Origin of the sequence: Methylorubrum zatmanii (assembly GCF_014845115.1) — a bacterium.
Taxonomy (GTDB): Bacteria; Pseudomonadota; Alphaproteobacteria; order Rhizobiales; family Beijerinckiaceae; genus Methylobacterium; species Methylobacterium zatmanii.
The window spans coordinates 1-5,743 of sequence record NZ_NKUI01000152.1; the positions used below are offsets into that span (position 1 = coordinate 1).

At 70.1% G+C, this 5,743-nt stretch carries 8 protein-coding genes; 6 read left to right on the forward strand and 2 right to left on the reverse strand.

Going from position 1 to position 5,743, the window contains the following annotated elements; translation table 11 throughout:
• The first annotated feature begins 110 nt into the window (after positions 1–110).
• The 4 genes from crcB to MZTS_RS18165 all read left to right on the forward strand — a co-directional run bounded on the left by crcB (position 111) and on the right by MZTS_RS18165 (position 1,967).
• Complete coding sequence (crcB, locus tag MZTS_RS18150) at positions 111–482, forward strand: fluoride efflux transporter CrcB (RefSeq protein ID WP_192284910.1); 372 nt, start codon at positions 111–113, stop codon at positions 480–482.
• Between the two features lie 46 nt (positions 483–528).
• Positions 529–1,200 carry a M15 family metallopeptidase gene (locus MZTS_RS18155; protein ID WP_192284915.1) on the forward strand — a complete coding sequence of 224 codons (672 nt, stop codon included), beginning with the start codon at positions 529–531 and terminating at the stop codon, positions 1,198–1,200.
• A 222-nt stretch (positions 1,201–1,422) separates the two neighbouring features.
• Positions 1,423–1,644, forward strand: coding sequence for a hypothetical protein (locus tag MZTS_RS18160; RefSeq protein ID WP_343068796.1), 222 nt, complete (start codon positions 1,423–1,425; stop codon positions 1,642–1,644).
• Positions 1,641–1,967: a hypothetical protein gene (locus MZTS_RS18165; protein WP_009866470.1), complete on the forward strand. Its 327-nt coding sequence runs from the start codon at positions 1,641–1,643 to the stop codon at positions 1,965–1,967. Before MZTS_RS18160 ends, MZTS_RS18165 begins: the two co-directional genes overlap by 4 nt.
• Before the next feature lie 44 nt (positions 1,968–2,011).
• Here the strand turns inward: MZTS_RS18165 and MZTS_RS18170 are convergent, their stop codons facing one another.
• Complete coding sequence (locus MZTS_RS18170; RefSeq protein ID WP_009866469.1) at positions 2,012–2,359, reverse strand: ArsR/SmtB family transcription factor; 348 nt, start codon at positions 2,357–2,359, stop codon at positions 2,012–2,014.
• 107 nt (positions 2,360–2,466) lie between these two features.
• Here MZTS_RS18170 and MZTS_RS18175 point away from each other — a divergent pair, with 107 nt between their 5' ends.
• Positions 2,467–3,213 (forward strand): glucose 1-dehydrogenase, encoded by a 747-nt coding sequence (locus MZTS_RS18175; RefSeq protein WP_192284912.1) that lies wholly within the window; start codon positions 2,467–2,469, stop codon positions 3,211–3,213.
• Between the two features lie 246 nt (positions 3,214–3,459).
• On the opposite strand, the gene MZTS_RS18180 is transcribed toward MZTS_RS18175, so the two are convergent.
• Entirely contained in the window at positions 3,460–4,101 is a 642-nt protein-coding gene (locus tag MZTS_RS18180) for a MarR family winged helix-turn-helix transcriptional regulator (protein ID WP_192284913.1), read from the reverse strand.
• Between the two features lie 241 nt (positions 4,102–4,342).
• On the opposite strand from MZTS_RS18180, the gene MZTS_RS18185 reads away from it, so the two are divergent.
• Positions 4,343–5,743, forward strand: a 1,401-nt coding sequence (locus MZTS_RS18185) for a glycosyltransferase (protein WP_192284914.1), incomplete at its 3' end; no start/stop codon positions are given.

Below are 5,743 nucleotides of genomic sequence, written 5' to 3' on the forward strand. Positions count from 1 at the left end.
CTGCCCAGCCCCCTGCCCCATCGTCGCGCCGATGCGCTACAACGCGCCCGCGCCTTGTGACCTCGTCGCAGTCTGGCACGACCAGCCCGCTTCCTTCCGAGCCCTTCGCCTTGCTGAATACCTTCCTCGTCTTCATCGGTGCCGGCCTCGGCGGCGTGCTGCGTCACGGGGTCAACTTCACCGCCGTCAGGCTCGGGTCGAGCTTCCCGTGGGGGACGCTCGGCATCAACGTCGTCGGCTCGGTCCTGATGGGTCTCGTCACCGGCTGGATGGCCCTGCGCGGCGGTTCCCCTCAGGCACGCCTGTTCGTGGCGACCGGCATCCTCGGCGGTTTCACCACCTTCTCGACCTTCTCCCTCGAGACCGTCACCCTGATCGAGCGGGGCGAAGTGGTCGCCGCACTGGTCTACGTGCTCGCCTCGCTGCTGGCGGGGATCGGCGGGCTGGCGCTGGCCCTCGCGCTGATGCGGCAAGTTCTGTGAGGACGGGTGCTGTGAAGACAGGCGAGCCGTGAGCGAGTGCCCGAATCTGCGGCGCTGCGCCCCCCTGCTGGCGGCGCTCGCCGGTTCCCCCGAGGCGGCGCAAGCGGCGCCGGACCACCCCTTCATCGATGCCGCCCGCGTCGTACCGGGGCTGCGCCTCGACATCCGCTATGCCGGCTCCGACAATTTCGTCGGCCGGCCCATCGCCGGTTACGAGGCGCCGCGCTGTCTGCTGACACCGGAGGCGGTGCGGGCGCTGGCCCGAGCCCAGGCGGCACTCGCTGCGGACGGCCTCGGCCTCAAGCTGTTCGACTGCTACCGCCCGGTGCGCGCGGTGGCGGATTTCGCCGCCTGGGCCCGCGACCCCGCCGACACGCGGATGAAGCCGGCCTACTACCCAAACATCGACAAGGCCGACCTCTTCCGCCTCGGCTACATCGCCGAGCGCTCCGCGCATTCCCGCGGCTCGACCGTGGACCTGACCCTCGTCCACCGCGCCGACGGCTCGGAACTCGGCATGGGCACGCCGTTCGACCTGTTCGACGAGGCCTCGGCGACGGACTCCCCCCGTGTCGGCCCGGCACAGGCCCGCAACCGGCAGCGTCTGAGAGCGGTGATGATTCGCTCCGGCTTCACGCCCTACCCGCAGGAATGGTGGCATTTCACCCTGAAGCGGGAACCCTACCCCGACACCGCCTTCGACCATCCCGTCCGCTAGGCCGGCGGCCCTGGCGGCGCCAAGCCAAGATGCGCAGACGGCTTTTCAGGCCCGCTTGAATTCTTCCAAAGTGAGCCCGGGCGCCGAGCGAATGAAACGGATTTAAAGTATTTCCAATGTTTCCAGAACAGCTTGCACAATAAAGACCAAACACGCCATGATGAGGACATGGCGCACATTATTACCTTTCCAAACTCTTCTCCCGGCAGCCCTTGGCCCTCTGTGGCCGATACGCTGCCCTCCCTTCGCGACGGCCAAGGTGGCCTCGCCGCGATGCTCGCCGCCCTCGATGGCCTGCTCGATTGCCTGCGCATCGCGTGGTGGGACGGTTCCTCCCTGTCCTTGAGCCGGGGCGGGCTCGAATCCCTCGTCGGCCTGGAACCCGGCGATGCGACGCCGCCCCGCCTGACCCCGGCCGAACTGCGCGGGGAGGTGCGGGCATGAGCGCGGGTCTCTTCACCGCCCCGCCCGACGCGGCGGAGCGCCAAGCGCAAGGCGCGATGGAGCGGGCGCTCACCGTCGCCTTCTGGCAGGCCATGCAGCGGGAGCCGATGCACGTCATGGCTGCCTTGGAGGCTGCGGTTCGCACCGTCGGCACCCTCTACCGGCAGGTGGCCGACGCACACGGGCCCAACGGGCACTGCACCTGCGGCTGGGAGCCGGACCCGGAAACCGACCTGATCGTTCTCGAAGCGATGCTGGCCGCGGCCGTCGCCTGTCCGGCGCACAAGGATCTCGCCGACATGGTCCCGGCCGGCCGGGCCTGATCCGGTCCCGGATCGACTCGGTCCGAACCGGCCCTGTCCCCAACCTATTCCGAGACGGCCTCGGAGGATTTCGCGCGGGCATAGGCGCCCATGATCGCGGAGAGCAGGCCGGGAAACCGCGCCTCCACCTCCGCGCAGCGCGAATGGTTGCGCATCTCGACGCCGTGGCGCTCACACCGGATCAGCCCCGCCTCGCGCAGCACCTTGAAGTGGCTCGACAGCGACGATTTCGGGATGACCCGATCCCCCAAGGCGGCGACGTTGGTGCAGGCCTCGACGCAGCCCGCGCCCGAGATCCGGGCGAAGATCGCCGCGCGGACCGGATCGGAGAGCGCGTGCAGAATCGCTTCCGGGCGGATGTCCTCCAGGGCGGGGTGAAACAGGGGCCTCATATTTCATCCATATGGGGCCTTGATCTTCATTCCCATAGTTCCGAAATTCCGAACTATGGGACGAAGGCAACCATCCGGGAGCCGGCCCATGCCAAAGGTTAGCACACATGGCAAAGCTTGACGGCAAGGTCGCCGTGGTGACCGGCGCATCGAAGGGGATCGGCGCAGCCATCGCCAAGGCCCTGGCAGCGGATGGCGCAGCGGTCGTCGTCAACTACGCTTCGAGCAAAGCGGGAGCGGATTCCGTGGTCGAAGCGATCACCTCGGCCGGGGGCAAGGCCATCGCGCTCCAGGGGGACGTGTCCAAGGCCGCACAGGCGCATAGCCTGATCGAGGCGGCGGTGACGCAGTTCGGCCGGCTCGACGTGCTGGTCAACAATTCCGGCGTCTATGAATTCGCCCCGATCGAAGAGGTGACCGAAGAGCATTACCGTCGCCAGTTCGACGTCAACGTGCTGGGCGTGCTGCTGGCGACCCAAGCGGCGGCCAAGCATCTCGGAGAAGGCGGGAGCGTCATCAACATCTACTCCGCCATCACCCATCTGAACACCCCGAACGCCTCGGTCTATAGCGGAACCAAGGGCGCCCTGAACGCGATTTCCGGTGTTCTGGCCAACGAGCTGGCCCCCCGCAAGATCCGGGTCAACACGGTCAGTCCGGGTTTCGTGGTGACGGAGGGCACGCATTCGGCCGGCATCGTCGGTTCCGAGATGGCAGCCGGCATCGTCGCACAGACGCCGCTCGGCCGGGCCGGCCAGCCGGACGACATCGCGGATGTCGTCCGGTTCCTCGCCTCCGACGAGGCCCGCTGGCTGACCGGCGAGGTGATCACCGCCAGCGGCGGCATGCGCTGAGGCGGAGGTCGACCATCGGCGCGTGTCCCCGTGGAGGGACGCACAGCCATCGAAGAGTGTGAGAAAATGCGGCCGGCAAGTCCCGGCCGCCCTTCGTCACGCGCCGTCGGCGGCGCGGCACGCCATCGTTACGGCATGCGTCAGCCCAAATCCGTTTGATCCCTTCGGGAGGGCGGACATGGGCTTCGCTCAAACGCCGCGCGGGCTTGCCGAGACGCAACCCGATCCGATCAAGCGGATCCTGTCTCAGGACGATTGCGCGACCGCGTCGGAGGCGATCGGCCCGAGCAGAGCCTCCTCCTCGTCGTCGATCTCGCCGTCCATCTCGTGATCGACCTCGTCGTGACCGGTCACGCCGGCAGCCTCCGCGAGGTTGCGGGCAACCCGGCGCAGGAGCTTGCGCAGGCGCCGCCGCTCCTTGCTGTCGAAGTCTTCGAGCAGTTCGGCCTCGACCTCGTCCCAGATGCGCTCGATCGCGGCGGCCTTGGCGAGGCCGGATTCGGTGAGGCGGACCCGCACGATCCGCCCGTCGCCGGCCTCGGCCCGGCGCTCGACGAAGCCGAGGGCGGCGAGGCGGGAGATCGTCTTGGACGCGGTCGGCGGCCGCACCCGCAGAGTGGCGGCGAGATCGCCCATGGTCATGCTGCCGGCCGCCGCCAGGGCCTGGACCACCTGCTCCTGACCGGCGAACAGGTCAAGTTCCGCGAGCCGGTCGCCGACCCGGGCGCGATGGAGCCGCGCCGCCTGCACCAGGGCCCAGCCGACGCTCTTGGCAGCCGGAGGGCGCAACCGCTTCACGGCCTTGCCCTCCTTGACGCTGCGTCCACCCGACTGAGCGAGGGTCTCGCCTTGCGCCGACACGGCGAGCGCTTCGTTTGCCGCCGACATGATGCGGTTTCCCTTCGCGGACTCGCGGGCTGACAACACGGCCCCGAGAAACATAGCCCTGAGGGCTGCCCGCCCGGAAGCATCTGCCGCCTCGCCATGAAACTTAGATGACAAAGATGCAGCGAGAGCGCCGCGATGAACCGCCAAATTCGGTCTGACCGAGAAATCTCTTCACGGCGCAGCGGATTTCGTGGAATCCCCGCCGCATGAGCTTCGAGCGACATCGAGACAGGCTGCGGCGATGAGGCGTCGGGAGGCGCTCGGCCTCTATCCCTTGCGCGACCTGAAGCGAGGCGCGGATCACGGCGCCTGGACCGCGACCGGCCCGGCGCCCACCTTCGCCTTCGGTCCCCATGCGGCCGTGACGGCCCTGTCGGGCACCCGCATCCGCCTTCGCAGCCGGCCGGATGCGGTGCATCCGGTGCTCGCCGTCGCGGTGGAGGGCGAGGCCGAGCCACGCCGTTACCGCCTGACCCGGCGGGCGGGCGGCACGGACGACCTGATCCGCCTCCCCCCCGGCCTCCGCGCTCTGCGCCTGGAGGCCACGGAGGCCAACCCCGGCTTCCGCCTCGACGCGGTGACGGTCGCACCGGCGGGCCGGATCGAAGCGGGACTGGTCTCGGCCCGGACCATTCTCGAACGGCTGCCGCCGCAGGAGCGGCGCCCGCTCCGCCTGTTGCGCCGGGCCTTCGGCCTGCTGCGCAGCGTGCCGCCGGGCGAGATCTGGCGCCGCCTGACCCGTGCCGCCGCGACGCGCCGCCCGCCCGCCCGCTACGCCGACTGGATCGCGACGGTCGAGACGCCGGCCCTCCCCCCGGCCCAGGCCGCCGCCGCGCTCCTCGCGGCCCTGCCGGACCGGCCCCTGATCTCGGTGCTGATGGCGGAGGACACCGCCACGCCGGCAGACCTGTCCGAAGCGGTGGCGAGCCTCAGGGCGCAATTCTATCCCGATTGGGAGCTGCTCTTGGTGGCCGCGCCCTCGGAACCGCTCCGGGCGCTCGCCGCCGAGGAGCCGAGGCTCCGCCTGCTGTCACCGGAAGGCGCGACCCCCGCCCTCGACGCGGCCCTCGCCGAGGCGCGCGGCAGCTTCGTCGCGCCGATGCCACCCGATGCCCGGCTCGCCCCCCAGGCGCTCCTGGCCGTCGCGCGCCGGCTCGCCGCCGAGCCCGGCCACGACATGCTCTATTCCGACGAGGACCGGATCGGCGCGGACGGTGAACGGTGCGATCCGCATTTCAAGCCGGATTGGTCGCCCGAAACGCTGGAGGCCGGCTTCTATACCGGCGGCCTCGCCCTCTACCGCACGGCGCTCGCGCGGGCCGTGGGCGGCTTTCCGGCGGAGAGCGCCGGCGCGGAGGTCTACGACCTGACCCTGCGCCTGACCGAGCGGACCGACCGGGTCGGGCATATCCCTCAGATGCTCTGTCATCGGCGCAGCGCCGGGATCGACCCGGAGGCCGCCACCCGCGCCCTCGCCGGCCGCGCCCGTCGCACCGGCGGTCTCGGCTCGATCCGCGTCCTGGCTCCCGGTCACTTCGCCCTGAGACGCGAACCGAGGCAGCGCCCCCTCGTCTCGATCGTGATCCCGACCGCCGGGCGCGACACTGTGATCGGCGGCCGCACCATCGACCTGCTGGCCGCC

Coding starts and splice junctions, on each gene's coding strand:
- MZTS_RS18175 (WP_192284912.1), top strand. CDS start 2,467: ATGGCAAAGCTTGACGGCAAGGTCGCCGTGGTGACCGGCGCATCGAAG.
- MZTS_RS18165 (WP_009866470.1), top strand. CDS start 1,641: ATGAGCGCGGGTCTCTTCACCGCCCCGCCCGACGCGGCGGAGCGCCAA.
- MZTS_RS18170 (WP_009866469.1), bottom strand. CDS start 2,359: ATGAGGCCCCTGTTTCACCCCGCCCTGGAGGACATCCGCCCGGAAGCG.
- MZTS_RS18180 (WP_192284913.1), bottom strand. CDS start 4,101: ATGTCGGCGGCAAACGAAGCGCTCGCCGTGTCGGCGCAAGGCGAGACC.